This is a genomic window from Pseudopedobacter beijingensis (genome assembly GCF_042678145.1).
Lineage (GTDB): Bacteria > Bacteroidota > Bacteroidia > Sphingobacteriales > Sphingobacteriaceae > Pseudopedobacter > Pseudopedobacter beijingensis.
On the sequence record NZ_JBHUDG010000017.1, the window covers coordinates 87,806 to 114,071 of the forward strand.

General features: G+C 36.0%; 18 protein-coding genes. 14 read left to right on the forward strand and 4 right to left on the reverse strand.

The features are described 5' to 3' along the window. Nucleotides 1–67: 67 nt before the first annotated feature. Nucleotides 68–1,387 carry a hypothetical protein gene (locus ACFSAH_RS11460; protein WP_379662877.1) on the forward strand — a complete coding sequence of 440 codons (1,320 nt, stop codon included), beginning with the start codon at nucleotides 68–70 and terminating at the stop codon, nucleotides 1,385–1,387. Between the two features lie 791 nt (nucleotides 1,388–2,178). Here the strand turns inward: ACFSAH_RS11460 and ACFSAH_RS11465 are convergent. Continuing rightward, entirely contained in the window at nucleotides 2,179–3,483 is a 1,305-nt protein-coding gene (locus tag ACFSAH_RS11465; RefSeq protein ID WP_379662878.1) for an OmpA family protein, read from the reverse strand. A 393-nt stretch (nucleotides 3,484–3,876) separates the two neighbouring features. Between ACFSAH_RS11465 and ACFSAH_RS11470 the strand changes: the two genes are divergently transcribed. Next, on the forward strand, nucleotides 3,877–7,962 hold the full coding sequence (locus ACFSAH_RS11470; protein WP_379662879.1) for a hybrid sensor histidine kinase/response regulator transcription factor: 4,086 nt from the start codon (nucleotides 3,877–3,879) through the stop codon (nucleotides 7,960–7,962). Between the two features lie 53 nt (nucleotides 7,963–8,015). Here the strand turns inward: ACFSAH_RS11470 and ACFSAH_RS11475 are convergent, their stop codons facing one another. Further along, nucleotides 8,016–9,038 (reverse strand): endonuclease/exonuclease/phosphatase family protein, encoded by a 1,023-nt coding sequence (locus ACFSAH_RS11475; protein ID WP_379662880.1) that lies wholly within the window; start codon nucleotides 9,036–9,038, stop codon nucleotides 8,016–8,018. A 194-nt stretch (nucleotides 9,039–9,232) separates the two neighbouring features. On the opposite strand from ACFSAH_RS11475, the gene ACFSAH_RS11480 reads away from it, so the two are divergent. The 5 genes from ACFSAH_RS11480 to ACFSAH_RS11500 are packed head-to-tail and all read left to right on the forward strand — an operon-like array spanning nucleotide 9,233 to nucleotide 18,819. Then, complete coding sequence (locus ACFSAH_RS11480) at nucleotides 9,233–10,747, forward strand: sulfatase family protein (RefSeq protein ID WP_379662881.1); 1,515 nt, start codon at nucleotides 9,233–9,235, stop codon at nucleotides 10,745–10,747. A 1-nt stretch (nucleotide 10,748) separates the two neighbouring features. After that, nucleotides 10,749–13,793 (forward strand): chondroitinase family polysaccharide lyase, encoded by a 3,045-nt coding sequence (locus ACFSAH_RS11485; protein ID WP_379662882.1) that lies wholly within the window; start codon nucleotides 10,749–10,751, stop codon nucleotides 13,791–13,793. A 2-nt stretch (nucleotides 13,794–13,795) separates the two neighbouring features. Then, nucleotides 13,796–15,196, forward strand: a complete 1,401-nt coding sequence (locus tag ACFSAH_RS11490; protein ID WP_379662883.1) for a sulfatase-like hydrolase/transferase — start codon at nucleotides 13,796–13,798, stop codon at nucleotides 15,194–15,196. 50 nt (nucleotides 15,197–15,246) lie between these two features. After that, complete coding sequence (locus tag ACFSAH_RS11495; RefSeq protein WP_379662884.1) at nucleotides 15,247–16,722, forward strand: chondroitinase-B domain-containing protein; 1,476 nt, start codon at nucleotides 15,247–15,249, stop codon at nucleotides 16,720–16,722. 12 nt (nucleotides 16,723–16,734) lie between these two features. Continuing rightward, nucleotides 16,735–18,819 (forward strand): polysaccharide lyase 8 family protein, encoded by a 2,085-nt coding sequence (locus ACFSAH_RS11500; protein WP_379662885.1) that lies wholly within the window; start codon nucleotides 16,735–16,737, stop codon nucleotides 18,817–18,819. A gap of 1,173 nt (nucleotides 18,820–19,992) precedes the next feature. Here the strand turns inward: ACFSAH_RS11500 and ACFSAH_RS11505 are convergent. Then, nucleotides 19,993–21,543: a M20/M25/M40 family metallo-hydrolase gene (locus ACFSAH_RS11505; protein WP_379662886.1), complete on the reverse strand. Its 1,551-nt coding sequence runs from the start codon at nucleotides 21,541–21,543 to the stop codon at nucleotides 19,993–19,995. A gap of 297 nt (nucleotides 21,544–21,840) precedes the next feature. Here ACFSAH_RS11505 and ACFSAH_RS11510 point away from each other — a divergent pair, with 297 nt between their 5' ends. From ACFSAH_RS11510 to ACFSAH_RS11535, 6 genes are all read left to right on the forward strand, one after another. Next, the gene (locus ACFSAH_RS11510; RefSeq protein WP_379662887.1) at nucleotides 21,841–22,026 is read left to right on the forward strand and encodes a hypothetical protein; all 186 of its coding nucleotides are present in this window, start codon (nucleotides 21,841–21,843) and stop codon (nucleotides 22,024–22,026) included. Between the two features lie 8 nt (nucleotides 22,027–22,034). Then, nucleotides 22,035–22,421, forward strand: a complete 387-nt coding sequence (locus tag ACFSAH_RS11515; RefSeq protein ID WP_379662888.1) for a hypothetical protein — start codon at nucleotides 22,035–22,037, stop codon at nucleotides 22,419–22,421. Nucleotides 22,422–22,599: 178 nt separating this feature from the next. Further along, entirely contained in the window at nucleotides 22,600–22,938 is a 339-nt protein-coding gene (locus tag ACFSAH_RS11520) for a TM2 domain-containing protein (protein WP_379662889.1), read from the forward strand. 3 nt (nucleotides 22,939–22,941) lie between these two features. After that, entirely contained in the window at nucleotides 22,942–23,355 is a 414-nt protein-coding gene (locus tag ACFSAH_RS11525; protein ID WP_379662890.1) for a DUF2752 domain-containing protein, read from the forward strand. Beyond that, nucleotides 23,356–23,787 (forward strand): magnetosome magnetite crystal formation protein family, encoded by a 432-nt coding sequence (locus ACFSAH_RS11530; RefSeq protein ID WP_379662891.1) that lies wholly within the window; start codon nucleotides 23,356–23,358, stop codon nucleotides 23,785–23,787. It abuts the gene before it with no gap. 3 nt (nucleotides 23,788–23,790) lie between these two features. Continuing rightward, complete coding sequence (locus ACFSAH_RS11535) at nucleotides 23,791–24,624, forward strand: M48 family metallopeptidase (protein ID WP_379662892.1); 834 nt, start codon at nucleotides 23,791–23,793, stop codon at nucleotides 24,622–24,624. A gap of 140 nt (nucleotides 24,625–24,764) precedes the next feature. Here ACFSAH_RS11535 and ACFSAH_RS11540 read toward each other — a convergent pair whose 3' ends face one another. Beyond that, entirely contained in the window at nucleotides 24,765–25,448 is a 684-nt protein-coding gene (locus ACFSAH_RS11540; RefSeq protein WP_379662893.1) for a phosphoribosylaminoimidazolesuccinocarboxamide synthase, read from the reverse strand. Nucleotides 25,449–25,617: 169 nt separating this feature from the next. Between ACFSAH_RS11540 and ACFSAH_RS11545 the strand changes: the two genes are divergently transcribed. Then, nucleotides 25,618–26,262 (forward strand): TetR/AcrR family transcriptional regulator, encoded by a 645-nt coding sequence (locus tag ACFSAH_RS11545; RefSeq protein WP_379662894.1) that lies wholly within the window; start codon nucleotides 25,618–25,620, stop codon nucleotides 26,260–26,262. The last annotated feature ends 4 nt before the right edge of the window (nucleotides 26,263–26,266 follow it).

Sequence of the window (26,266 nt, forward strand, 5' to 3'; positions counted from 1 at the left end):
TTGAAGCATAACAGATTGTAAATATTTAGGAAACATAAGAGGTATATTTTTATAAAAAAAACAAAACATGAAAAAAATTAAATTTTTAGCGCTTCTAGCAGTTTTAGCAATTTCTTTTTCATCTTGCAGGAAAAATGATGAGGATGAACAAATCGTAATTAAAGAGCCGCAAGAGATTTCTGGAGATATAACTTCTAATTTAACATTGACAGCTGATAGAGTATGGATACTAGATGGCTTTGTCTTTGTGAAAAATAATGCTATTTTAAAAATCGAACCAGGTACATTAATTAAAGCTAAAGTTGGACAAAAAAGTGCTTTAGTAATTACTCAAGGAGCAAAGATTATGGCAGAAGGTACGGCTCAAAAACCTATTGTTTTTACATCTGGAAGACCTGTAGGGGAAAGAGCACCTGGTGATTGGGGAGGTATAGTTTTAATTGGAAGAGCATCTACAAATAGAACTACACCACAAGCAATCGAAGGCGGTTTAGGATTAACTTACGGTACAGAAAAAATAGATGATGACAATTCTGGTGTATTAAAATATGTAAGAATAGAGTATGCAGGTATTGGAACTAATGATAGTGAAATTAATGCACTTACATTTTATGCCGTTGGTAGCGGAACAACTGTAGAACATATTCAAACATCTTATGCAAATGATGACGCGTATGAGTTCTTTGGTGGTACGGTAAATGCTAAATATTTAGTAGCATATGCAACTGCGGATGATGATTTCGATTTTGATTTCGGATATAATGGTTCAATCCAATTCGCGGTGTCACTAAGAGATCCTAAATTTGTTGATGCTGGAGACGCTGGTAACGGAATAGAGTGTGATAATGATAAAGATGGTACAACTGCAACCCCGGTTACCAAACCAAGATTGTCTAACTTTACTATTATTGGTCCAAACAATGCCACAGGTACAGCATCAAACCACAACTATGGTAATAGATGGAGAAGAGGAACTCAGTTTATATTCAATAATTCAATTCTATTAGGAAATCAAAAAGGTGGTTTCTCTATAGAGTCTGATATTACAGCTAATTCGTATAAAAACGGGACCTCAGAATTTAAAAATAATATTATTTCTGTGGTTACTGCCCCATTTTTGAGCACTTCAACAGCTTTTAACGCTACTGATATGCAAACAAAAGCATTGGCAGAAGGAAATGTAATTGTACCTACAGCAGAAATTAAAATCAATTCTCCTTTTAGCTTAACTACACCAAACTTTCTACCGTTAACTGGTTCATTGGCATTATCTGGTACTTTCGCAGCTACACCTAATGCAACTACTGTAAACTACAGAGGAGCTTTTGGTACAACTGACTGGACTACAGGTTGGGTTAGTTGGACTCCACAAACTAACGTATACTAAAACTTTTATAAGTTATATATTAACAATGAAAATCCGTTCCTTAATAGGGCGGATTTTTTTCTTTCAATAAGAAAGGCTCCCTTTTTTTAGAAATAAATACTTTGTTGATTATTTAATATGTAATTCTATTTGTGTTAATATATCTATTGTAATTTGCAGTCAATAAAGGTAGGAGAGGCCATAAACTCTTCATCTCATACAAAATATATATACGGCTGTCCCTATTTACTTTAGCGGGCAGCTTTTTTGTTTTGGATAGATGGGGAAGATGCTCCCTGAACAGAAATATTTATCTTAGACACTATAATTAATACCCGGTTCTAAATTTTAAAGTCAAGGACTAGACCCAAGGCGTCTTTTGCTCTGCCTTTGTTACACAAAGGACTCTCCCAAGCAGGGGGGATTTAATAGTTTAAGATAAAGGTTCGTTGAAGGGCAAGCTGTTCTTATAAAAGTGGTCAGGAGTGTTAAAAATTCCCATTTATTGACTAATATGGAGTGATGTTTTGGTGAAACCTCCAAAGATTACCACAAAGATAAGTGAAGCATTCTTAAAGCATCTCCAAAGTACCTCATAACGGAAGATGAACGAAGGATGCCCAATTGTATATTAATCCTTCTCTATAGCAGATGTTTATTTCTATATTTTTCCAGATGTTGCATTAAACTTGCAGGATTATCTGTGTTTAGTTGTTAATAGAATTGTTCGATTCCTCCTGAAAAAGTTTATACTAAAAAGCCACACCCAAATAGAGTGTGGCTTTTTGCTTATTGTATGATGATGAATGAATTTAATACAATGTAAATTCAACACGTCTGTTTTGCTGACGACCTTCGGCAGTTTTATTATCTGCAATAGGTTGGTTTGGTCCGTAACCTGTTGCTTCAATTCTGGATGGGTTAGCGCCTTTGCTTACCAGATAAGCTTTAATAGCTTCTGCTCTGTCTTTAGATAATTTTAAATTCAAGGCCATAGAACCTGTATTATCTGTATGACCAGCCAGTTTCAGACTAAAATCTTTCTCTACTAAAAGTGCAGCTACTTTATCTAGAGTAGCATAAGATGTAGATCTGATGGTTGATTTACCTAAATCAAATTCCAGATTTTTGATGGCTTCATCAACAACTCTACGGTCAGCTTCAGTAACCACTATTTTTTCCTTAATAATTTGAGTAGGTGTTTTTAATGGACATCCTGATCCATCTACAACAGTATTAGCAGGTGTATTAGGACATTTATCAAATTTGTTAGCTACGCCATCACCGTCATCATCGGCCATGTCTTTAGCATAAACCTGACGATCTCTGGCAGCGTTTTGCTCAACTGTAGACAATGCTCTTCTTAAATCTTCACTTTCAGCCTCTGTACGTTTTCTTAAATCGGCAATGGGACTGTAATGAATTAATTGCGGATTGTTTCGGTTGCCTATTGCAAACTCTAGACCAGCATGTCCGTAAGCAAAATTATCGTACTTTCTGGTGTCCAGACCGTCAAAATTAGCAGATTTTACAAAGTTTACGTCATATCCTAAATCCAGGTTAATCCCCTTGGCGATACCAATTTTAAAGCCGGCACCTACAGGGATAAACCAATCTTCGGAGTAGCCTCTTGAGCCTGGTGCATTGGTTACTGTAGAATTAGAAGACATATAACCAGCTCCTGCTTTTAAGTAAGGAGAAAAATAACCATTTTCCTTATTCATACTAAAGTTAGCAAGTGTTAAGTTAGCAGTTAAAGCAGCAGACCACTCAATGTGAGATTTGAATTTTGAGTTAGGAATGTAAGAGTTGGTTGCAGCATTCCATTGTCTTATGCCTTCTACGTTACCAGCAAGGAAATCTGCCTGAAGACCAAATGCAGGAATAAACTGTTTTTTAATGTAACCCCCATAACCCCAATTCTCTGTTGGAGTTTCATAATCATTGTTAGCACCTCTGAATATAGTGTGAGAAGTTAATACACCACCATGGGCTCCAATAGACCACGTCCTGAAATTCTTGGTAGAAAACCTATCCGTTTCGATAGGTGTAGTTTGTGAAAATGCTTGCGACAATCCGCAAATGGAGAGTAACAAAGCTAGTTTAGTTGTTTTCATAGCATGTATAATTTTATAACTACATTATTGCAGTTTACAGATTACTATGTGAATATTTTGCCAAAAAATAGTTGTATGTGTTTAAGTTATTGATATTGTGCTGTTTGTGGTTTTTTTGGAAGTGCCGTATGATTCGTTTTTTGTATAGTTAATAGGACAGTTAGGGGGGCCTGCATTTAGTGAAAGCTTAATGTTTGTTGGAAAAGTCTGCCTTGGTAAGAGGTGATTTTTCTGTTATAATTAACAAATGCAGAAAAGATGTAGGATAGGTAAATGTTTTAATTAAATGATGTTTATATGCAGGAAGCAATAGATTAATAAGGTAGAATTTTATTAAAGACTGAAATAAGCCAACATAATGATTATTTTTATGGCTATAACCAAAAGATAGATATGAAGCGCCTGTTTTACTTATTGTTATTTTTGATATCCGGCCTAAACGTATTTTCGCAAACCTATTTTGATCATTATTCTGTATCAGATGGTTTGTCGCAAAGCACCGTTTTAACAATATGTAAAGATAACAGGGGTTTTATGTGGTTTGGTACCCGTGACGGACTCAATCGTTTTGATGGAAGAACATTTAAGCAATACCGTCATGATCCGGATAATAAAAATACCATCTCAACAGACGATTATATCTACTCAATAGTAGAAGACTACGATAAAAAATTATGGATTGGCACACAAGATGGCTTGAATTATTATTCGCCCGAAACCGATTCATTCGAACGCATAGACAAAAAGACGGTTAAGCAAGCGGGGAATGATAAGTTTGCTATTCTAACTATTTGTGTTGCCAAAGACGGAAAGGTATGGTTTGGTACCAATAATGGTATCAGCTATATAGAAAATGCAAAATCAAGAGACTTTAAAAATATTTACAAAAAAGATGGACTGGCAGATAATGAAGTCTATTCAATTATTGAAGACTTAAAAGGAAATATCTGGGCCGGTACAACCAATGGACTCACAAGAATCACGTACGATAAACAAACCAAAAAATATATATATCAGAGTTTTAAAAACAATAAAGAAGACCCTACTAGTATTAGTGGTAACTACATCAAAACAATTTGTGAAGATAAAAAAGGTCGGATATGGATTGGTACAGAGAAAAACGGAATCAGTATGTACGACGCTACTACCAATATCTTTAAACGTTACAATACTTTAAATAGCCGTTTAACAAACGATATTATCCGCAAAATTATCTTTACAAAAGACGATAAAATGTGGGTAGGTACTATGGTAGGGGTAAATTTAATTAACCTCAAAACAGACAAGTTTGAGGTTTATAAACACGAGTTTGATAACGACAAAAGTCTGAGCGATAATTCTATCAAAGATATTTATGAAGATGATCTGGGGTCCGTATGGATTGGTACCAATTTCGGAGGGATTAATGTAACCCACAGAAATACATTGGTTTTTGATGTATTTAAGCACAACGATTTTAAGAATAGTATCAGTGGAAATATCATCAGCTCAATAATACAGGATAATAACGAAATCTGGATAGGAACAGAAGGAACAGGTCTGGATAGATATAATAAATTGACCAAGACTTTCAGGTTTTACAATCATAATCCGGCAGATCCTGCCAGTATAGGATCAAATACTATAAAATCTATTTTTAAAGATTCAGAAGGATACGTCTGGGTAGGTTTATTTGAAAGAGGTTTGGAGCGGTTTGATCCCAAAACACAAACATTTAAACACTATCGTCCAAATCCTAACCATCCTAATTCTTTAAATCATGGCTATGTAAGTGCCGTGGCAGAAGATCAGGAAGGGAACATACTTATAGGTACATCAAACAAAGGCCTAAATATTCTCGATAAAAAAACAGACCACTTTTCGTATATAACAGCTACCAGTCCGACAAAGAAATTGTCTAGCGATTATATTCGTAATATACTGGTAGATTCTAAAGGTAATACTTGGATAGGAACGGTTTATGGGCTGAACTTACTTAGAAAAAATGCAGCTGATTTTCAGAAGTTTTATAGGGGAGAGAATGGACTTACCTCAAATTATATTAATTGTATAGAAGAGGATCAGTTTGGTAATATCTGGATAGGAGCACACAAAGGGGGCTTAAGTATTTATCAGGCAAAAGATAATAAGTTTAAAAACTATACCATAGAAGATGGATTAGTGAGTAATAACGTAGTGGGGATAAATTTTGATAACAATGGAAATATATGGGTAAGTACAGATAATGGACTGTCTAAACTTAATAGAAAAACGCAATCTTTTAAAAACTTTGATGTTAATGATGGTTTACCTAGTAATGAGTTTAGTGTCAACTCAACTTTTAAAGATTCAGGTGGCAACCTGTATTTTGGTACCTATAATGGTCTGGTGTTTTTTGAACCTAATGATTTAACCTATAATGCTTATGCTCCAAAAATAGCTTTTACCAATCTTAAATTATTTAACAAAACGGTAGAAGTAAACGGTTCAGATGGTCTGTTAAAGAAAGATGTGTCTTTTGCTGAAAAAATAGTTTTTAAAGCCAGTCAGAACATTTTTTCATTAGATTTTGTGGCTTTCAATTACATCAATACCCAACGTAATAAATATGCCTATAAATTGGAAGGTTTTGAAAAAGAATGGAATTATGTAGATAATCCAACGGCGACTTATACCAATCTTCCGGCAGGGACTTATAAACTAGTAGTAAAAGCGGCAAATAATGATGGTGTTTGGACAAAACAACCGGCAGAAATAACCATTAAGGTATTACCGCCGTTATGGAAAACATGGTGGGCTTACCTCATTTATTTGGCAGGTTTTGTGGTTGTATGGTTCCAAATAAATAAGTTTCTGCGAAAGCAACAGAAGCTGGAAACAGATCTTTATTACGAGCATATTAACAGCGAAAGGCAAAAAGAGCTGTATCAAAACAAGCTGGACTTTTTTACAAAAATCTCTCATGAGATCAGAACTCCGCTAACATTGATTTTTGCACCTCTGGAGAAATTGATAGATTCTACCAAAAAAGACAATGCCTTAAATAACCAATTGCGGAGCATTAAGAATAATACAGATAGACTATTAAGATTGATTAGCGAACTGTTAGATTTCAGAAAAATAGAAACCGGTAATTTAAAATTGCAATTGTCTCTTGTAGATCTTGATGGTTTCTGTTCCGATATTTATGAATCCTTTAAATATCTGGCTTCCACGAAACATATTCATTTTGAGTACGAAGCATTAGCTAAACCTTATGCCCGGATAGACAAAAATCAAATGGAGAAAGTATTGTATAATTTATTGACTAATGCAATTAAGTATACAGACGAGGGAGGAACTGTTAAATTACGTTTGCGTACTCAGAATAATAGGGTATTGATTGATGTTGAGGATAATGGTGTGGGTATTTTAGAGCAGGATCAGGAAAATATATTCAGCAATTTTTATCAAAGTAAGAACGAAAATGGACATATAGTAGGTTGGGGAATAGGCTTAGCGCTGGTGAAGAATATAGTAGAACTGCACCACGGCGAAATTAGTTTACAAAGTATCCAAAGAACCGAGGAAACTCCGGGATTTGCCCGTTTTACATTGAGTTTAGCTGCCGTAGAAGTAGACGAGGAAACTCTAGAAGCGTTAGAAAATGAAGAGCATACTCCGTATGGAGTGGTAGAGCCTGAGCAAGCTGTAGAGCAAGTAGACGAACAACTTGTATTAGAAGAAAAAAGAGATAAAAAACATTCGATATTAATTGTAGAAGATAATACCGAGCTCAGAAACTTTCTGGTACAATCACTGATTGATAAATACCATATTTATGAAGCACAGGATGGAGAAGAAGGCTTAGAATCTGCATTGAAAAATATTCCTGATTTAATTATATCAGATGTAACCATGCCTAATATGGACGGTTTCGAGTTCTGCTCAAAAGTGAAAACTAACGAATCAACCAATCATATTCCGGTTATTATGTTAACGGCTATGGCGTCGCACCTGCATCAGGTAGATGGTTTACAGGCAGGAGCAAATGTGTACATCACCAAACCATTTAGTTTGCAGTTACTAGAGTTGCATGTGAATAACCTGCTCAGATCTGCTGACGCACTAAGGGAGAAACTAAGTCGTAAGATTATGCTGATGCCGAGGGATATTGAATTGGAAAATCCGGAAGAAAAATTCTTGCAAAAACTGGTTTCTCTGGTAGAAAAGTACATGGAAGATTCGGAATTTAATGTGTCTGTATTGGTAGATGAGATAGGAATGAGTCAGACAGCACTCTATAAAAAATTAAAGGCATTGACCGGAATGACCATCACCGACTTTATAAAATCTATCAGGCTGAAACGAGCGGCACAATTGCTGAAACAAAAGAAAATAAATATAGCAGAAGTAGCTTATTCTGTAGGTTTTAATGACCGTAAATATTTTAGTAAAGAATTCAGAAAACAGTTTGGTAAATCTCCTACAGAGTATATGGAAGAAGAGGGAGATTCCTAATTTTGTTTGGTACAAATCCAGGAGAATCCCTCTTTTTTATTTCAAATAGATGTTTAATCTACAGTAAAAGTAGCCAGAACAGCCATGTGGTCTGTGGGCCAGCCATTAATGGGGAGTATAATTTTGTCTTTAGAAAGTTTGGGAACAACCTTATTGAAAGCAATAGATTCTTCAGGGCCTACTAATACTATATCCTTAAGTTTTACAAAAGGCAGGGGGGAGAAGAAAATATAATCAATTCTGTCCCGGTCATCAGAAGTTGGGGCCCAAACCAGTTTTTTAAATTCTACATCAGGATTAAAAACCGGAAAGGTAATTCCGGGATAATTAATGGCATCCGGGTACTTTAATCGGTAAGCATCAGTAAAACCGGCATTTTCCAGAAGAGAGGTAACAGGCCAATGTACCGCTACTTTTCTGTCGTAAAGATGTTTGGCATTTGTAGTCCAGTCTTTGTGAGAAGGTTCGTTAAAATCGCCACCCAATATTACCAGATTGCCATTCTTTATCTCTCTTTTTGCATCATCAATAAATAAAGCAATAGCTGTTTCACGCATAGACTTGGCATTGTCAGCTAAAATAGAATCTGCATTGACTACGGGTTTAGCTAGCTTTTTCCAGGTAGATCCGTCATAACCTCTGGATAAGTAATTGGCAGCATGTTTATAGTCCAGATGAGCCGTGTATACCGCAATGGTTCTTCCCTTAAAATCAACTTTGGCTTTATAGAGAGAACCTTTATCGTCTTTTTCTGGGAAAATTGTTTCGGTAGAAATAATAGGAAACCTGGATAAGATACCGGAATCATAACTATAAAAAGAATAGAATGTTTTACCTTTTTGGGCAAGGGCTTCTACTATACGGTCGTTAAAACGGGTATGGTTATAATTCCGAACTTCGCTGAAAGTTACGATATCAGCCTCGAGGCGTAAAATCTCATCAACAATCATATCAAAGCCGTTTTCTATTATAGAACCTTCCTGCCATATATTAAACTGTAAAACTTTAAGTTCTTTGTCTTTAGCGCTAACCATAGAAAAGCATAGGCATAAAATCAGTAAAAGTCTGTATTTCATAAATTAAACGGGTTTATATTCAAATGAAAAATATCCAAAAGACTTTTATCAGTCAATAATATCAGATAAAAGAATAGAAACTACCCCTAATTCAACCAATTTTTCTCCCTTATTTCGGTCAAATACCAGAATATTTGAAAATAAAACCAGATAAACACAGGATCTGGGTAAACCTATTTTAAGAAATGATACAGATGAAAAGGATTGTTCAGCTATTTATCTTCTTGTTTTGTACAACATTGTTTGCACAGCAGAAGCCTAATATTGTTTTAATATATGCAGATGATTTGGGTTTTGGTGATGTAAGCTGTTATGGTGCTACAAAAGTGAAAACGCCAAATATAGATGCATTGGCCAAAAAAGGATTAAAGTTTAATCAAGCCTATGCAACTTCATCAACCTGTACACCTTCGCGCTTTTCTTTGTTGACAGGGAAATATGCATGGCGAAAATCTGGAACAAACATAGCTCCGGGAGATGCATCATTAATTATTCCTACCAACATAACAACACTTCCCGGTATGTTGAAAGCATCGGGTTATAAAACTGCCGCCATAGGAAAATGGCATTTGGGTTTAGGAGGAAAAGAAGGACCTAACTGGAACGGTGAAATAAAAAAAGGACCACTAGATATAGGTTTTGACTATTGTTTTGTAATTCCTGCAACAGCAGATAGAGTGCCTACAGTGTATCTGGAAAATAAACATATTGTGAATCTGGACTCTAAAGATCCTATTCTGGTAAGCTATCATCAAAAAGTAGGTAATGAACCAACAGGAGCAGAAAACCCAGAACTGCTAAAAATGAAATTGAGTGAAGGCCACGCACAAACAATTGTAAATGGAATCAGTCGGATTGGTTACATGTCCGGAGGGCATTCCGCCAGATGGAAAGACGAAGATTTAGCTGTAGATATTACCCGTAAATCTATCAGTTTTATTGAGGAAAATAAAAATAAGCCATTCTTTTTATATCTGGCAACCAATGATATTCATGTTCCTCGTTCTCCAAATACAATGTTTGTAGGGAAAAGCGGATTAGGACCTCGTGGTGATGTGATTTTACAGCTAGACTGGACGGTAGGGCAGATTATGAAAACTCTGGATAGTTTGCAACTCTCAGAAAATACGTTGGTTATATTCAGTAGTGATAACGGGCCTGTTTTAGACGATGGTTATGTCGATTTTGCTAACGAAATGTTGAACGGACATAAACCTGCAGGTATTTACAGAGGAGGTAAATATAGTGCTTTTGATGCGGGAACCCGTGTTCCTTTTATCGCCTCGTGGCCCGGTGCTATTGGTGCCGGTGTGTCAGAAGCTAAGCTAAGTCAGGTAGATTTATACCATTCACTGGCTCAATTGGTAGCATACCCGCTTAAAAAAGAAGATGCTCCGGATAGTTTTAATCAACTACCAGCTTTAATGGGAAAAGATAAAAAGGGAAGAGCATACATCATTCAACACGCACTAAACGGAACGTTGTCCTATATCAAAGGTGACTGGAAATATATAGAGCCTGGTAAAGGGCCTAAAATACAGGCTGTAACCCACATAGAGCTGGGCAATTCAGATCAACCTCAGTTATACGACATGAAAAAGGATCCAACGGAAAGTAAAAACCTTTCTTTAAAAAATGTAAAGAAAGTGCAGGAAATGGCGAGAGAACTGAATAAAATTAAAAACAACCAGGAGAGCAGATTTTTATAGTATGATGACGTATTTATTGAAGTATAAGTTCTTGTTTCTTTTTGTTTTGCTTAGCATACAGCAAAGTAATGCGCAATTGCAAAAAGATATTTGTGAATATCAGGTTCCATCTAATTGGAAAGCAGTTAACGGAACTTTAAAAATAACAGGGCAACATTATAAGTTGGGTAAACAGTCTTTTCAATGGAAGTGGAATAAATCAAATGCCTATTTACAAATAGACGATAGTGTATTGAAAGATGTAATCAACGATCCGCGAAGTACTTTTGTATTTTGGGTATACAACGCAACACCTCTAAAAGATAAATTACATTTTGTGTTTTTGAACGGCGAGGAAGAAGTTTATAAAGCAGATTTTGCACTTGATTTTAATGGTTGGCGTACCGCATGGATGATGTATCATCGTGATATGCAGAAGCTGAAAGAACAGGGTATAAACAGGTTAAGAATATATGCACCAAAGTCGGTAACCAAAGGAGAACTGTTTTTGGATCAGGTGATGTTAAACGTAAATATTAATCCGCGTTCTCCTATGCGCGATCAGCAGGTACCTTATGTAAATTTGGGAGGAGATAAAGCTGCAAATGCCCATTGGACATCGCTGTATAAATTTAGTCAGAACAAAGGTTATTTACTACAAAAGGAAAGCAATGCAGCAGTTTTTAATGATATAGATTCTGTACAAAATAAATACCTTAAGCTTATAGCAAATCCTAAAGTTAACACTCAAAACTTGCAACAAATAAGAACAGAGTATGATTTTTGGAATATCAGCTATAATAAAGGTGTAGTAACGGGACGACCAATTTTTTCGGTAAATGACATAGAACTGGTAGATATAAAGCTATTAGATAGCGTTAAAAAAGAGAACGAAAAGTCTAATATTAAACGTTATTCTATATTAATGCTCCAGGTGGCACAGGCCTGGAACAATATATCCGATAAGGTTGTAAAAGCAGAACTGGAACAGAAATTTATGAATCTGTTAAACCATCTGGACGATCAGGGTTGGAGTTATGGTAGCGGAATGGGCGCCTTACATCATTTAGGATATAACATGGGAGATTTTTATAGTGCCTGTCTGATCATGAAGCCCGTTATCAAGAAACAAGGTCAGTTAAACCGCACATTTAATACAATGAATTGGTTTAGCGGATTAGGACGTACATTAGAGCAGCCAGATCAGTTTCCTGTGTCTAATATAGATGTATTCAATACCTTGTTGGGAGGTATGTTAAGTTCGGTTCTTATTTTAGATAATGTCCCACAAAAACAATGGTATTTAGAACATTACAGTAAGTGGATAGGTAAAAATATAGAACCTAATCTGGAAATCACCGGCGCCTTTAAACCAGATGGAGCTGTTTTTCATCACGGCCACCTGTATCCGGCTTATGGAGTAGGCGGTTATAATGGTCTTGCACCTATTATATACGTACTAGGCAGAACCAGTTTTAAAGTAGAAGAAAAAGCACATCAATCATTTAAAGAAAATATGTTGATGATGCACTATTATACCAATCCCACCCGTTGGCCCTTAGGAGTTGCAGGCAGGCACCCAACAGGGAATTGGCGTATTCCTGATATGCCTTTTGCTTATATGGCGTTAGCGGGAACTCCGGATGGAAAACAACCCGTTGATAAAGAAATGGCTGCGGTTTATTTATTGGTAACCAAAAATGCAAATACAGCTCTGGCAAAGCAGTTTAGTAAACAAGGGATTTTACCGGCGAAACATCCCGAGGGACATTGGAACCTTAATTTTGGTTTGCTGGATATTCATAGAAGAGCTGATTGGTTATTGACAGTTAAAGCGCATAATCGTTATTTTGTTAGTCACGAGTCGTATCCCAGAGCAAATATGTTTGGACGGTATTTAAGTTATGGACAGGTAGAAATAGCATTCCCAGAGAGCCAGAAGAATGCCAGTGGATTTAAAGATCTGGGATGGGACTGGAATCGTATACCCGGAACAACAACATTACATGTTCCGCTAAACGTGTTAAGGGCAGATATCAAAAATGTAGATGATTTCAGTGGAGTTGAAGAGATGTTATTAACGGATGAAGTTTTTGCAGGTGGAACAAATTTAGATAAGCAGGGCGTATTTGCTATGAAACTTCATGGTCACGATAAATACAATATGGGAAGCTTTAGAGCCAATAAATCATGGTTTACCTTTGACAATTTGTTGATAGCACTAGGGTCAGATATCAACAATAATATAGATAGTTATCCTACAGAAACAACTCTGTTCCAAAATTACCTTAAAGATAAGAACGAAGTTTTTCAGGTAAATGGAGAGAAAAATATTACGTTTCCTTTTGTCCTGAAGGAAAACCTGAAACAGGATCTTGTTGTTACAGATAATAGAGGTATTACTTATTATGTTCCCCGAAACCAGCAGGTGAATTTATATAAAAAGACACAGCAATCGCGTAATCAGAAAGATTTGCAGGATACCAAAGGGAATTTTGCCGGATTAGTATTGGATCATGGTCGGGCACCACAGCAAAAAAGTTATGAATATGCTATAGCTATAAAAGCAAATGACGGGCAAATAGAAGCCCTCCAAAACAGAGATAAAGCAAAACCGGGTATTTATCAGGTGCTGCAGCAAGATAGTCTGGTACACAGTGTTTATTACGCAAAAGAAAAAATGACGGGTTTGGCAATATTTACCAGTAAAAAACATTTAACAGATAAAATCATCAGAGAAAACAGTACACCTTGTTTAGTTCTTTATAAAGAAAATGGCAATCAGCTGGAGCTCTCTGTAACCGACCCGGATTTGAGATTTTACCAAGGTAAAGATGATACGCCTTTAAATGCCGATGGAACAAGAAAAGAAGTAAGTATATATTCCAGATATTGGTTTAAAACACCTGCGCAACCCTCAGTAGTAGAGTTAAAGATAAATGGAGCATGGGAAAAGACCGATAACAGTGAAGTTTATTCCCTTACAACAGATAAAGAAGGTAACACTATAGTACAAATTAACTGTAAGTATGGTTTGCCCTCAAAAATTAACATAAAAAAGAGATGAGTATGAAGAAATTATTAAGAACCACCGTTTTGTTAGCCTGTACATCACTAACTACCAATCTCTATGCACAAAACAAATCTAATGTGATAGTTATAGTAGCAGACGATGCCGGTTATGCAGATTTTGGCTGTTATGGAGGTAAAGAAATTCCAACCCCAAATATAGACCAGTTAGCAAAAAACGGAGTTTTATTTACAGATGGTTATGTGTCAGCCTCGGTATGCGCTCCTTCAAGAGCAGGTATATTGACGGGAATGTATCAACAGCGTTTTGGTTTTGAGCATAATATCTCGAAAAAACCGGTAGAAGGATATACGCAGCAAGATGTAGGTATGGATCCTAAAATAAAGACTATTGGAGACCAGATGAAATACAATGGTTACCGCACCATAGCTATAGGAAAATGGCACCAGGGCGATTACGAGCAATATTTTCCAATGAACAGAGGGTTTGATGAATTTTATGGATTTGTAGGCGGGCATCGGAACTTTTTTGGCTATAAAGGAAAAGCTCCGGCACCTGAATTGGTATTGTATAATAACAGAAATATTGTACCAGAAAATACCATAACCTACACCACGGATATGTTTACAGACAAGGCCATTTCTTTTATCAAAGAGAATAAAACAAAGCCCTTCTTTATGTATTTAGCTTATAATGCAGTACATGTACCTATGAATGCTAAAGAAGAGCTGATGCGAAAATTTAGCCATATTACAGACCCCGGTCGTAGAGCTTATGCCGCAATGATGGTTTCTTTAGATGATGGAGTAGGGCAGTTGGTACAAAACTTAAAAGAACAAGGTCTTTATGATAATACATTGATAGTATTTATTAACGACAATGGGGCAGCAACAGGAAACTATGCCGACAATGGAAAACTAAGAGGATTAAAAGGTTCGAAATGGGAAGGTGGTATCAGGGTAGCTTATATTATGCAATATCCAAAACATATTCCAGCCGGAAAAATCTATCATAATATGGTTTCGTCCTTAGATATATTACCAACAGCTGTGGCCGCTGCCAATGGTAAATTAATAGAAGGTCAGCCAACAGATGGAGTAAACCTTATTCCATATCTCAATAATAAAGTTAAAGGCGAACCTCATAAAGATCTTTTCTGGCGAAGAGGTATAGCTGCGGCAGTAAGAAGCGGAAATTGGAAACTGATTAGAAGTGGAGATAATCCTGTATTACTTTTTGATCTTAAAAAAGATATTTCAGAAACAACCAATCTGGCAGATAAATACCCCGCTAAGAAAAAAGAGTTATTGACAAAGCTGGAAAACTGGGAATCAACAGTAGATAAGCCGCATTGGATAAGTGATTACGGAGATTATAATCAGATTATGAAGCACCGTATGGAGGTTAAAGGCAGAGAAATGGAATTAAAATACCCTTAATATTGAAAGCTATAATCAGGACATATCTCTTCGTTGTTATTTTGTTTGCGATGCCTCAAGCACAAGCAACGGAAATTGTAGCATCTTCTGTAGAAGAAGTTTACCATAAGGTAGAAAAACTTAGAGCAGGAGATACTTTGTTATTGGATGATGGTGTTTATAAAGACATCAAGCTTATAATTAATCATTCGGGAACACCGGGAAAGCATATTGTTGTCAGAGCAAAAAACGGAGGTAAGGTTTTCTTTACCGGAGATGCTAAAGTAGAATTAAGAGGGCAATATATCGTTCTTCAGGATATTTATTTTAAAGATGGTAACAGAGATAGGACTCAATGGAAATCACATGGTCCGGGTCTGGTCGCTCTATACAATAGTTATAATCGTATAACAGGATGTGTATTTCATGCATTTGATGAAGCCAATTCTGCATACATAACCACATCTATACCCGAAAGTGGAAAAGTGCCCCAACATTGCAGAATAGACCATTGTGTTTTTACAGATAAAGTTACTTTTGATCAGGTTATTAACCTAAATAACAGAACGAAAGCAGAAAAGACAGCAAAAGAAGAAGCTGTAGCCATGTATCATCGTATAGACCATTGTTTTTTTTCTAATCCGCAGAAACCGGGGAATGCAGGTGGAGGAATAAGAATAGGTTATTATAGAAATGACGTCGGACGATGTTTAGTAGATTCTAATCTTTTTGTAAGACAAGATTCGGAGCCGGAAATCATTACCAGTAAATCGCAAGAGAATATCTATTATGCCAACACATTTCTAAACTGTCAGGGGACACTTAATTTTAGACATGGCGATAACCAGATTGCACTTAATAATTTTTTTATAAGTACCGATAATCTTTTTGGTTATGGTGGAATGTTTATATGGGGCAGTGGACATACCATAGCCGGTAATTATTTTAGATTAAATAAAACCCTGAACTCAAGAGGGAATGCGGCACTTTATCTTAATCCCGGACCAGAAGCTTCAGAGCATGCTTTAGCATTTAATATCCAATTACTCAATAATGTATTTGATGACAATAACGGCTATGCCATTAACTTTGAGCCGCTTATAGAAAGACGTAAAGAGTTTTCGGCAACCAGTAATTTACCATTTAAACAACCTTATGCTATTACCATTAGTGGCAATGTGTTTAAACGTCAACAATACAACTTTCCAGTTTTTTTAGGAAGTCCCAAAGAAAGCAGATTAAGCAATAATTATGCAGTTGGATATCCTGAAGCAGAAAACAGTGTGTATGGAATGTTGCGTTCGCCAAAAAACAATGAGTATTATCCTGTTAATTATAAGTCCGAAAACTATCAGGTAAAAAATATAGATGGAATACCTTTAAAAGTAACCGAATTGGTTAACACAGGAATTAAGGGGAAACCGCTGACCTGGGAAGAGGTGAAACCTTTATGGTTAGATGAAATTCCATCAGAATATTATAAAAAGGCAGAATTAAGCAGCAGATCTAAAGCAATGCTGACAAGAGTTATACATCAAACAAACTAAACCAGACAAACGATGAAAAAAGTTAAATTATTACTGGTATTTACCTTTGCTTTAACCACCTATTGTTGGGCACAGGCTACTTATCCTTTTGGAACAATACTTAAAAGAGTGTATGAGGATGAGTCTAAAAAAGGAACAAAAATAGAGGAAAACGGAAAAAAATGGTTAAGTACATTACAATCCGATGGTAGCTGGAAAGATATCAATTATTCGGCAACAGATATTACCAATTGGGAACCTGTAACGCATATAGAAAGACTTCAAAGTCTGGTGAATGCGTATAACAATCCCGAAGGAGGTTTGAAAGATGATAAGCGTTTATATCAGGGCATAGTAAAAGCCTTTACTTATTGGTATGATAAAGACCCACAGAGCAAAAACTGGTGGCATAATGAGATAAGTGTGCCTCAGAAGTTAGGACTTACCTTAATATTGATGCGTTTTGGAACCGAAAAATTACCCCACGAATTGGAAGAAAAGTTGATTGAGAGAATGAAGCGTGGCAATATGGAAACTAAAACAGGCGCTAACAAAACCGATATAGCTACCCACTACTTTTATCGCTCCTTATTGGTAGAAGATAAAGGCTTGTTACAAAGATCTTTAAATGAACTTTTTTTACCTGTAGCATTAGTGTACAAAGAAGAAGGCTTACAATACGATTATTCATATTTGCAACATGGTCCGCAATTGTATGTTTCCGGCTATGGGAACGTTTTTGTATCTGGAATTGTTAAAGTGTCCAAATATGTAGTGGGTACACCCTACGCTCTTAGTGAAGAGAAAATGCAGGTATTTTCTACTTTCTACAGAGATACTTATTTAAAAGTTTTTCGCTCCAAATACATAGATTTTAATGTAGAAGGGAGAGGGGTAACCCGTAAAGGGAACCTGGAAAAAAACTCAGAAAAATACAGATTGGGGCAAATGGCTAATCTGGATACAAAAAATGCAAAAGAACTGGAAGATGCTAAAATGAGATTTGATGGTTCTAAAACAGCAGAGTATGAAGTAAAGTCTTTTCATAAACACTTCTGGAATGGCGATTATACCGTACATGTAAGACCTGAATATACTTTTAATGTAAGGATTGCCAGTACAAGAACCAATAGAAGTGAAACCGGGAACGGAGAAAACTTATATGGAAGGTACCTTTCAGATGGAGCAACAAACATACAGGTTAGAGGACCCGAGTATTTTGATATTATGCCTATTTGGGAATGGGATAAAATACCGGGAGTAACAGCTGCAGACCATAACGAAAATGTTAAAATAGACAAAAGCTGGGGTGTACCGGGAAATAACGAATTTGCTGGAGGAGTATCAGATGGTATTTATGGAGCAACTGCATATCAATTAGATTACGATGGCGTAAGCGCAAAAAAAGCTTGGTTCTTTTTTGATAAAGAGATTGTAGCCTTAGGTTCAGATATTAGTGCCAATGGACCTGAGAATATTACAACTACAATTAATCAGTCGTGGCTGAATGGATCAGTGAAAACATCAACTAATGAAAGTTTAAATAAAAATGCAGAGACAAAGCTAAGTGCCGGAAAAAGTTGGGTGCTACATGATGGTGTCGGGTATTATTTCCCAGAACAGTCAGCTGTAGAAATAAGCACACAGGAACAAAAAGGAAGCTGGCATTATATTAATAACTCTCAACCAAAAGAAGAGATAACGGGAAATGTATTTAAAATGTGGATAAACCACGGACAATCTCCAAAAAAATCCAAGTATGAATATATTGTTTTTCCTGGTGTTAAAGGAGCCAAAGAAATAGATACAAAATCGATTAACATACTGTCAAATACAGAGACAATACAAGCAGTTTACCACCAAAACCTAAAAATGATGCAGGTGGTTTTTTATGCAGCCGGAAATGTAGAAAATAGTGAAATGGCTATAGCAGTAGATAAACCTTGTGTAGTGATGGTAAAGAATACAAAATCCGGGCAGGATATATACCTTGCAGATCCTTTGCAAAAAGCAGAAACTATAAAAATTACGGTAAAGGATAAGAAAAATGGAAAAGATAAAAACCAGGAAGTCAAAATGCCTCAGGAAGCGTATTCCGGTTCGAGTATAAAATTATAGGAATCAGATGTAGCTGTCCGAAAAAGTGTCTGTCATCCTGAACAGAGTTGAAAAATCTCTTTCTTAAGCGTTTTTGAAAGAGATTTTTCCTTGTTCGAAATGATAGCATTTTTTGACTTTTCGGCCAGTCTCTTTATCTTGTAAGATGAAGAGACTGGCCCCTTTTTAATGTTTATAGCACAAACATCCAAAAGAGGCCAGTCATTTCACTTTTTCATATCAATTCCTTTTTCTCCTAATCCCGATTTCCCTTTTCTGTTATTCCAATTACCCTCTTTCTATCATTCAGATCTCCTTTTTCCATCATTCCAACCATCCCCTTTCTGTCATCCCGAGCGGAGTCGAGGGATCTCTCAAAAACGCCCTACAGCCTCGCCATTTTACTTCTTTTTCCTGTAATCCCGAAGGGAAGGATCTCATCCGCAAAATATACTTTTATAAAAAGAATTATTAGCTTGACGAAGTACTCCGTATGACGAGAAATTGAAGGGCAAGGAACTAAGCTCTAAGAGATTTTTAAACGATGAACTGTTAAATTTAATTTTCATTTATCTGAATCACGGATTATGCAGGATTATTGGATTTCACGGAGTTAATTGATATAGTACACTTGCATCAGTGTAATCTTTTGAATCCGTGATTCTGACAAGAGTAGTACCACAGCACTGTTCGGGGTTAAGTTTAATTACCTTTGTCTACTGACTTACGCCAAGACAGGTGTCCTCATGCTAACCATAATGAAGAATCTTACGGGCATAAGATAGATTTGCTTTGATTATGAGATGATTCCCTTTTTGGTCAACAAAAACTGTATCCCTCAACCTTTTTAACACATCTTTAGGAGAATCCCTAACCCCTGAAATTTATGCGATGTTTTGTCTTGAAAATACACTAAGTCCCCTTTGCTATAGTTTGACTATAGCTATGTTGGAGCTAGACTATAGCGATACACCAGAAAGTTTTAACTGAAAACCGCCTTTACAGCCTTTAAATAGGGGGTAGAATTGAGTTATTTTGCTAAAGAAATACACTAAGCTCTAATAAAACAAGAGTCTGAATCCATCATTTTATAGCTTTAATCAGAAGACCGAAGTTCAAGGTTCTTTGTTCATCATCAATAGAATATTATTGGAAACCCCACCTCCGGTTTTCTGACTTTAATTTCCTTTTTATTTATTCTGGCATATCGTATTCTTTCATGATAGACCCAAAGTATTTAATCATTCGGCCATAATTCTCAATACTAATATATTCGTTTGTACTGTGTATGCTTTGTTGCTCGTAATTGTTGATTGCAAAAGGTATAAAACGATAAACATTATCGCTCACAATTTCGTATTTGTAAGAATCTGTTCCTCCCAGAGTTAAATAGGGTGTAATCAAGGCATCAGGGTAGATGGATTTGATGGTTTTTGCAATAATCTTGTATCCTCTGGCATTGGTAGGAGATACTTTGGATGCCTTGCGTGTGTTGTCTATTTCCTCCACTTCAGTATCAAAACCTTCGCAAGCCTTGGCTATATGTTTTTTAACCTCTTCAATGGTATTTCCCGGTAATATCCTAAAGTTTACCACAAACTCTACCTGTGGCGAAAGAACATTGGTACCATCGCTGCCTTTCATCATTGTTAAAGCAGTAGTAGTTCTTATCAATGCGTTGGTCGTATTGGTTTTGGTCAATTGTTTTAATAATATAGGTTCTAACAACCAGGTGTTGGCTATAGCCATTCTAGAAGTAAAAGGCATTTCACCACCTACATTCTGGAAAAAATCTTTGATTAAAGGGGTTAATGTCGGTTTCATCTGTTCTGTCTCCAGACGTTGCATAATTACTGCAGCTTTACCAATGGCGCTTTGTAGCGGAGGTATAGAAGAGTGTCCTCCAAGTCCGTTAACTTTAATTTTAGCAGACAAAAATCCTTTTTCAGCCAAACCAATAAGTGCTACATCAGTATTTACACCATCTAAGGCTCCTTTTTGCATAACCACACCGCCTTCATCAAAAACAGCATCAAAAGTTAAACCTTTACTTTTAAAATCTTCTGCAATCTTTTTAGCACCTCTAAGGCCGCCCACTTCTTCATCGCAACCTAATGCCAGATATATATCCCTTTCTGGAACAAAACCGGACTTCATTAAAGCAGTCATAGATTCCATTAAAGAAAACAACATTCCTTTCATGTCCATTGTGCCCCTTCCGTATATTCTACCACCAGCAACGGCGCCAGAAAATGGACCATATTCCCATTCTTTAGCAATTTCGGTGGGCGAAGGAAGTGGTTTGTCCTGAGGTTGAAAAATATTATCGCTGGTTTCGTTTTTTACAGGTGCATCCCCCGGAGTAACAACATCTATATGAGATAGAAAAAGAATAGGTTTTAGACTGCTGTTTTTACCTTTCCAGATATATACATGGCCAAAGCCATTGTTTACGGTATATTGTTGGGTGTTACGGTGTACTTCGGGATACGCCGATTTTAGATAGGTAACCAATTGCTCAAAAGGTTCGAAATTAAATACCCCAAGTTCGCCAACTGATACGGTGGGAATTTTAATACCCTGCGAAAATCTGTAAAGAGCAGAATCACTAACAGATTCTACAATAGGTTGGGCAGACTTTTCCTCGTCCTTTATTTTAACAAAAGGATAGGTTATAGTTTTGATAATTAATATACCGGCTAAGATTAAAATCAGAATCAGTATAATCAATATTAGTTTTTTCATTGTTGTAAGATGTTTGTTTGAGTTGTTTTATGCGATTCAGTAGTTTACATTGAATGATGAATTTATAAATTTATTTCAAATATTTTAAGAATTCGCTTTTCAGATTAAGAACAAGATCTGTTTTATTTTGTTTGAAGAAGTCCGGATAAACTACATTCCTCTTTATTAATGATTTGCTTATAGCATATATGATGTAGCCTTACCATACTCTTTTAAATTTTTTATTTCACTTTTATATGGAAATAGAACATTTGTTCTATTTTTGTGGAGTGTATTAATTTTAAACAATGAGAGGATATGGATGCTAAGAAAAAGAATATGATTAGCCGAAATCTGGATGATATACGGAATACCATATTTCCATATAATGAAAATGACAGTGCTTCAAAAAAAGCGACTAAAAAGTTGGGATGGGTTATGTTTTTATTGTTAATGTCATGCGGTATCTTAGCCATGCTTGTAGCGGTATCTTTCGCACATTAATATACCTGTTGTTTGATAGGTATTTCGTATTCTATTGTTTAGCCTGGTGTATAATTCGTGGGTTAAGAAAACATGATGTCATTATTCCATATATCAATAGCTGGTTAACAGATTTTGTATTTGTTCCTTTAGTGGCGCATTTTGCACATGTTGTAGGATTGGTCCTACTCAGATTAACAGTTCCTTATAAATTTCCCTTATATCAACTTTTGGCATTATCCGCATTAACTTCTGTGGTTTTCGAATATATAGCCCCTATGTATACCCCGTACAATAGAGCAGATTGGGGAGATGTTATTGCATATTTTCTGGGAGGTGTTTTTTACTGTTTCGTACATCAGAAACTGCTCTTGAAAAATATGATTGTCTGGAAATGTAAATTCCAGTTGTTTTAGCTTAAAGTTTTTTAAACAACTATCTTTTTTATAAATTTTTAAACAAGGGCTAGGAATCATCAATAAAAAAATTATTTTTGGAACTTCGGAACCCTATGAAATATTGCTGATACCTGACTGGAAAGTCTTTGTTTAAAAGAGAACAATCATAATAACATACAAATTAAAATAATAGAAAATGGATGCACAAAAGGTAGACATGTTTATCATGACTAATAGCAAGTTTTTTGAAGGTCATCAGCTGCCTATGATCAGAGAAAGACTACTTGAAATGGACGATTCTAAATGGGTGATGATACAAACCCTTCAGTTTAAAGATCCTACTACAAGCTTAATTGTTTCATTGTTGGCAGGTGGATTTGGAATAGACCGTTTCATGATTGGAGATACTGGTTTAGGTGTCGGAAAACTTTTAACCTGTGGAGGTTTAGGTATTTGGGCAATTGTTGACTGGTTTATGATCATGGGTGCAACCAGACAAAAGAATATAGAAAAACTTCAACAAGTATTATATTAAAAAATGTTGCTGACGAGGAATAAACTTTACCTGTTATTGTTTATATCCTGTTGTTTAGGGTATATCTGGTTGTATGTAAACTTAACAGGTCCGGGAGGGCAATCTTCTTTTGATCTCTGTTTGGTAAAGCATGTAACCAATATACCCTGTCCATCTTGTGGTGCTACAAGGTCGGTGCTATCCATTATGAAAGGACAAATGGAGAAAGCGTTCATGATCAATCCTTTGGGTTTTTTAGTTGCCATTATTATGTTACTTTCTCCAATATGGATTATTACAGATTGGTTAAGAAAAGAAAATACCCTGTTTAATACATACCAGAAAATAGAGGTTATACTCAGAAAACCACTATTTGCGGTTCCAGCCATTTTACTTGTTATTATTAATTGGCTATGGAATATTTCTAAAGGCTTATAAATGCATACCGGAAAAACATTTGAATACGTACCTGGGGAACACGAGACAGAGAAAGCTTCTAACAGCTATTTAATGTCTATGGTAGCTCTTATAGCAGGTTTACCTTTACCTATTATTAATCTTTTTGCCACATTGGTTTTTTATTTGGGAAACCGAAAAGGTAGTTATTTTGTCCGTTGGCATTGTACACAGGCATTGTTATCACAGGTTTCTATCTTATTTATCAACAGTTTTGGTTTTTGGTGGACTATTTCTATTCTTTTTGGAGATAAAAATATCAGTAATGATTATATAGCCTATATATTATCTGTCGTGCTGTTTAATATTGTAGAGTTTATTGCAACTATTTATTCGGCAGTACAAACCCGAAAGGGGAACCATGTTTCCTGGTGGTTTTATGGTGGTCTAACCGATTTAATTTGCAAAAAGTAAGAAATGAGAAAAATTGTTTTACAAGGAATTATTATTGTCGTTTCTTTTTTTTGTTGCTGGGCGGTTTTGTCTAAAGTAGATTGGATGGATTTGCTTCAGGTAAAAAAAGCAACTGTAAAAACGGAACAGAAGCTGGGCGAGCTATTTTGGGATTTATTCAGGAAAAAAGACAAAGAAATAAAATCACCGAAGATTGTTGGCCCAATAGATAGTTTGGTGAGCAAAATCTGCAAGGCAAATGGCATTGATTTGTCAAAAGTAAAGTTGCATATTCTAGAAAAAGATGAAATTAATGCTTTTGCATTACCAGATGGACATCTGGTGGTGTATACAGGACTGATAGAAGAGGCAGACAATGCAGAAGAGTTATGCGGAGTGTTGGGACATGAACTGGCACATATTGAGGGGAATCATGTGATGAAAAAGCTGATTAAAGAACTGGGACTAACTGCACTATTGTCTGTAACCACAGGTCAGCATAATCCTGAGTTAATTAAGCAGGCTGCTAAATTATTGTCTTCCACAGCTTTTGACAGGCAAATGGAAAAAGAAGCAGATGTAAAATCTGTTGATTATTTGCTAAAAGCAGGAATAGATCCATTACCTTTTGCAGATTTCATGTATAAATTGGCAGAAGGAAACGCTGATGCTGATAAATATTTTTCATGGATAAGTACGCATCCTGAATCTAAACAACGAGCTGAGTATATTGTGGAATATAGTAAATCTCAGAAAAAGAAAGGTTTTAAAGTAAGGCCTATCATGACCAGAAAAAGCTGGGAAACCCTTCAGGATAAGGTGAAAACTGAAAAGAGTGATTTAGATACTGAATTATAGAACACTTATTATGCGGTTAAGAATCTAGCATATAGTAGAGAAATCCATTGAAAGGAAGAAAAGGAGTGGAGCCGAATTAAAAACCGACTCCACACCATATTATACCGATACCGATGTTTAAACCATCAGATAAATGAATTTTACCCTAAAAAGTCTTTTTCAAGGTCCAAAGGTGCAATATATTCTCCGTTTTTATACACGCGCATATTTCCACCAGATATTTCATCAATCAGAATAATTTCGTTTGTAACGTGATCGCGGCCAAACTCCAGTTTAATGTCATATAGCTCCAGGTTTTTCTTAGCCAGTTCCGCCTTAACAATAGCACAAATCTGCTGGGTTAAGCTTTTAAGTTTTTGATATTCTTCATGAGATAAGATACCCAGCATAGCCAAAGCATCTTCAGATATGGTAGGGTCGCCTCTTTCGTCATCTTTAATTGTCACTTCAACAAAGCTGTCTAAAGGTTGTCCCTGCTCACAGTAAGCAGCGTATCTTCTCAGAAAGCTTCCTACAGCACGGTATCTGCAAATTACTTCCAAACCTTTCCCAAATACTTTAGCTTGTTTTACCACCATGCTTACCTCATCAATATCAGCAGATACATAATGAGTAGGTATACCCATGCCGTTCAGGATTTCGAAGAAATGTTTGGTCATTTTAAGACCCGATTTTCCGGCACCGTCAATGGTTAATCCAACAGTGTTGGCTCCAGGGTCGAAAACACCGTTTTCTCCGGTAACATCATCTTTAAACTTTAATAATACTTGATTGTTTTCCAGGCTGTATACGTCTTTGGTTTTGCCTGTATAAATTAATTTCATGCGAAAAAAGATTGGGTCATTGAAAGCCCAAAAATAATACAATTGCCGGTAAGGAAAAGACAATCCTTCATAAAAAAGTAAAAAAATAGTATAAATGCTTGAATGGAATAAAAAACTTTGAATAGTTAACAGTGTTAATTATTTTTGTTGCGATTTAAAATAATACTATATGGGTATTGCTGAACGAAAGCGCCGACACAAAGAGGATTTAAGGGGGCGGATATTGGATGCGGCAAAAAAGCTATTTCTAAAAGAAGGTTACGAGGCTACATCTATCCGTAAAATTGCAGCTGCAATAGAATTTAGTCCAACCACCATTTATCTCTACTATAAAGATAAGAACGAGATTGTTTCTGCCTTACAGCAGGAAGGGTTTAAATTGCTGGCTTCTAAGTTTGAAACATTATCATTGGTAGAAGATCCGTTTGAGCGTTTAAAAGCTATGGGGCGTACTTATATGAAGTTTGCTAACGAAAATATTGAGTTTTATGAGCTGATGTTTGTGATGAAACATCCTGCAGGTTACGATGAGCATTTTTGCGATGTGGAGGATTGGGAAGAGGGTTTGCAGGCATTTGGTTTTTTATTGCAGACGGTAAAAGACTGTCAGTCTAAAGGCTATTTTCAGGGGCATGCCCTGCAAGGGCTTTGTTTAATGATATGGTCATCTATGCATGGTTTGTGTACTTTAAATCTGAATGGACAGTTAGATATGGTGATGTCTAAGCTGGAGGTCAACGTGTCTAAAGAACAATCTGTGCTGGAACATACCTTCGGTTATTTTATCAATATGTTAGAAAAGTTTAAAGAATAATTTT